Origin of the sequence: Streptomyces phaeochromogenes (genome assembly GCF_001418655.1) — a bacterium.
GTDB lineage: Bacteria > Actinomycetota > Actinomycetes > Streptomycetales > Streptomycetaceae > Streptomyces > Streptomyces phaeochromogenes.
Map to the genome: position 1 here is coordinate 1 of NZ_LIQZ01000674.1, position 3452 is coordinate 3452.

General features: G+C 71.8%; 4 protein-coding genes. 1 reads left to right on the top strand and 3 read right to left on the bottom strand.

Annotated elements, in window-relative coordinates; translation table 11 throughout:
- Both AOK17_RS53730 and AOK17_RS47455 read right to left on the bottom strand, forming a co-directional pair.
- Nucleotides 1-631, bottom strand: a 631-nt coding sequence (locus AOK17_RS53730; protein ID WP_169802023.1) for an FG-GAP repeat domain-containing protein, incomplete at its 3' end; no start/stop codon positions are given.
- A complete protein-coding gene (locus AOK17_RS47455; protein ID WP_055618815.1) occupies nt 631-1923 on the bottom strand; it encodes an FG-GAP repeat domain-containing protein in 1293 nt (430 codons plus the stop codon). The genes AOK17_RS53730 and AOK17_RS47455, both read right to left, overlap by 1 nt.
- Nucleotides 1924-2104: 181 nt before the next feature.
- On the opposite strand from AOK17_RS47455, the gene AOK17_RS47460 reads away from it, so the two are divergent.
- Nucleotides 2105-2425: a hypothetical protein gene (locus AOK17_RS47460; RefSeq protein WP_107102686.1), complete on the top strand. Its 321-nt coding sequence runs from the start codon at nt 2105-2107 to the stop codon at nt 2423-2425.
- Between the two features lie 97 nt (nt 2426-2522).
- Here the strand turns inward: AOK17_RS47460 and AOK17_RS47465 are convergent.
- On the bottom strand, nt 2523-3452 hold a 930-nt coding region (locus AOK17_RS47465), incomplete at its 5' end, for an NADase-type glycan-binding domain-containing protein (protein ID WP_425424704.1).

Consider the following 3452-nt stretch of genomic DNA (forward strand, 5'->3'; position numbering starts at 1 on the left):
TGCCGGTGCGGTCGAAGGGGCCGTACAGGAGAAGCCCGTCGGAGCCCGGCCCGATCTCGTCGGTGTCGCCCGTGCCGCCGTGTCCGCCGTCGAGCAGGTCGACGGAACCGTCGCCGTCGAAGTCGGCGGCGGCGCGGGGCTGGAAGCCGTCGGGCAGGGCCAGTTCGGTGGCCTTGTCCAGGCCGCGGGGGCCGCCGAAGAGGGCGAGGGTCCCGAGCGGGGTGCCGGCGTTGCCGCGGGCGACGACCAGGTCGGTGAAGCCGTCGCCGTCGAGGTCGGTGCGCAGCGGGCCCGAGACGAAGCCCGCGCCCTTCTCGCCCGCCTTCCGGGCCGCCGAAGTCCGTTGGGCCGAGGCCTTGTTGAGGCCGTCGGAGGAGCCGTAGACCACCGTCAGCGTCTCGGTGTACCGCCTCTTGTCCTTGGACTCCGAGTACACGACGGTCGCGAAGTCGTCGTAGCCGTCGCCGTTGAAGTCCCCGGGGTCCGGGTTGTCGGACGGCTTTCCGGCGGCGGGTCTCTTCGGTCCGCTGTCGGGGCGGTCCGTGGAGCCGTCACCGCCGCACGCCACGGCGAGGCTCGCGACCAGGGCGGCGGCCACCGCGGCCGGCCCGGTCCTGGATGTGCGCGGCATCAGCTCTCCATGCCCAGGAACTCCGAGCTGGAGAAGGTGAGTTCGGGCTCCCGCGCGAGCAGGCCCTTCTTCGTGCCCGGGTACACGGCGATCGTGTCCTTGGTGTCGCCGCGGTACGTGCGCACGACCAGATCGGCGCGTCCGTCCCCGTCGAAGTCGGCCACCTTCAGCACGCGGGTGGTCCCCCGGGCGGGCGGCGGCACGGTCACCATCCCGGCCTTGGACAGACCCGTCGTACGGCCCTTGAGGACCCGCAACTCCGAACCGCTGGAGACGAGTTCGCTCAGCCCGTCCCCGTCGAAGTCCCCGGAGTCCAGGACCGTTCCGGCGACGTCGAGTGTGCCGCGAAGGGTGCCCGGAACGTCGTAGCGCAGCGCGGTGCCGGTCATCGAGCCGATCGCCGCGTCGAGCCCCTTGCCCTTTCCGAACCGGCCGAACGCGACGTCGACACCGCTCGGGAGGGCGACCGCGGTACCGGCGGGCCCGGTCGGTCCGCCCGGGAGGAGGGAGGAGGTGGACGCGGAGGCGGCGGAACCCTCGGCGGTACGGACGAGCAGGTCGTCGTAGCCGTCACCGTCGACGTCCACGGCCGGTGGTGTGGGTACGTTCCCCGGCGAGGCGAGCGGAGCACCGGCCGCCTTCGGGGCGCCCTTGCGGGTGAACGGCCCGCGCAGATAGCTGAGCCGCCCGTCGGAGGCGTGCACGACGAGATCGTCGGCCTTGTCCTTGTTGAAGTCCCCGCACACCGGCTGGTCCGGCCAGTCGTTGCCGAAACGTGCCTGCGGGGGAATGGCCAGCTTCACGGCCTTGCCGGCCAGGCCCCGGGCCGAGCCGAAGAGGATCTGCAGTGGGACCGGCGGCTGGCCCTGCCCGTCGAACGGCGGGTCGGTCGAGACGACGAGGTCCGTGTACCCGTCCCGGTCGAGGTCGCAGCTCGCCTCGGCGTCGAAGACGGCGGGCAACTGCCCCTTGGTGGCGGCGGCGTTGCGGGCGGCGCTCAGCAGCTGCCGGGCGCCGGGGGCGAGTCCGCGCGCCGATCCGTAGACGACACCGATTCCGGCGTCGTCGCCGTGGCTGTCGCGCTTCACGAGATCGTTGAGGACGAGGTCGGGGTGCCCGTCCCCGTTGAAGTCGTCGGCCGCCTTGCTGCCCTTGCCGAGCGGCACGGGGACCTGGGCGGGGGCCTTGGCGACGGTCAGGGGCTCACGCTTGCCCGCCGAGTCCCCGTCGCCGCTGTCGGCGGTCGGGCCGCATCCGACGGCGAGGCCGCCGCCGAGGACGCATCCGGTCAGGGCCGCCACAATCCGCGTACTAACTCTTCGCCCACGCACCGTGAACCTCATCCGACCCGGAAACAACAACGCCGGTCATCATGCACTTGTTCGAGCCGAGGGTAAATGGTGGTAACACGCCACCATCTCGCGAAGGGTGGCCGAACCTGTCCGTCAGCCCGGCGGTATGAATACTGGGCGCATGCGGAAGTCCTTGCCGGCCGTGCTGGGCGTGAACCTGTTGCTGGGGGTCCCCGGCGTCGTTCCCGTGTGGCTGCTGTCGTACTTCGCGGTGAACTGGCCGCTCAAGGCGCTCGGCTGGACCGTCGGCGAGCCCACGGAGAACGACGGCATGCTGCCCTGGCTGCTGGTCGGCGGACCGGTCCTGCTGCTGTTCGGCCTGGTCTGGTGGCTCGCCAACCGCCCGCTGCGGCGCACGTCGGCCCTGGAGCCCCGCGTGTACTGGCCGGTCGGTGTCCTGATGACCCTGGTGCCGTCGTTCGCGCTCGTGATCGTTCTATGACAGAGGGATCGAAACAGACGGATTGAAACAGAGGGATTGAATACGAAGGCACTGGGCCGCCGAGCATGCTCGGCGGCCCAGTGCCGTGCCGTGTCGGTCAGGAGCTGTTGCTGTTCGACCGGGTGAAGAACTCGATCTCCGCGATGGACACCTGCTTCTTGGCGTCGGTGGCGTAGGCCGACTTCACGGTGAAGCGCACCGAGGAGACCGCTCCGACCCGGAACTTGCGCCGCTGGCCGCCGGCGCTCTGGTCCAGGTTGATGATCCGGGTGCTCTTCTTGCCGTCGGCGGCGGTGATCAGGGCCTCGATGCGGTGCGGGAGGGCCGACTGCGAGAGCTTGTCCGGCTGGGTCGACACACCGGAGGTGATGACCAGGTCCAGCAGCCGGGTCGGCTGGTCGAACCGGGCCTCCAGCCACTGCCCCTCGCCGGTCCCCGAGACACCCGGCCCCCACCAGGTGTTGCTGAGCTTGTCGAAGGCGAGCGACGCGCCGTGTCCCGAGTACGAGCGCGACGCCTTCACACTGTCCGGACCCACCGCGGAGCGCTTGGCGAAGTGGTCGCGGGTCGCGTCGACCCCGTCGCCGATGTTGAGCACGAGCGTGACGATCAGGGCGAGTACGACGCCGCCGACGACCCAGTTCATGACGGCCCCGAAGCCGCGGCGCAGCCGGGGGCGGTCGCCGGCCCACGGGGTCTGCGCGACGCCGAAGCCGGGTATCCGGCGCCACCAGGGCTGCCGGCCCGGTGCCGACGGCCCGCCGCCGGCCATCGGCATGGCACAGCGACCGCAGTAGTGCCGGTCGGGAAGGTTGAGGGTGGCGCACCAGGGACACGGGGTGCCGCCCTGCGGGCCGAACTCCGGCCCCGGGGCGCGGACCTGGGGGCGGTTCGCGACCGGACGGCCGGGCAGCACGGGCGCGACGGCGGGGGCCGCGGGCGCGCGGGGCTCGGGGTCGCTCACCGGGATGAGGAGGGACCTGGCCCGTTCGGCGGTGGAGTCGGAGGAGTTGGAGGGGTCGGGGGA

Coding starts and splice junctions, on each gene's coding strand:
- AOK17_RS47460 (WP_107102686.1), top strand. CDS start 2,105: ATGCGGAAGTCCTTGCCGGCCGTGCTGGGCGTGAACCTGTTGCTGGGG.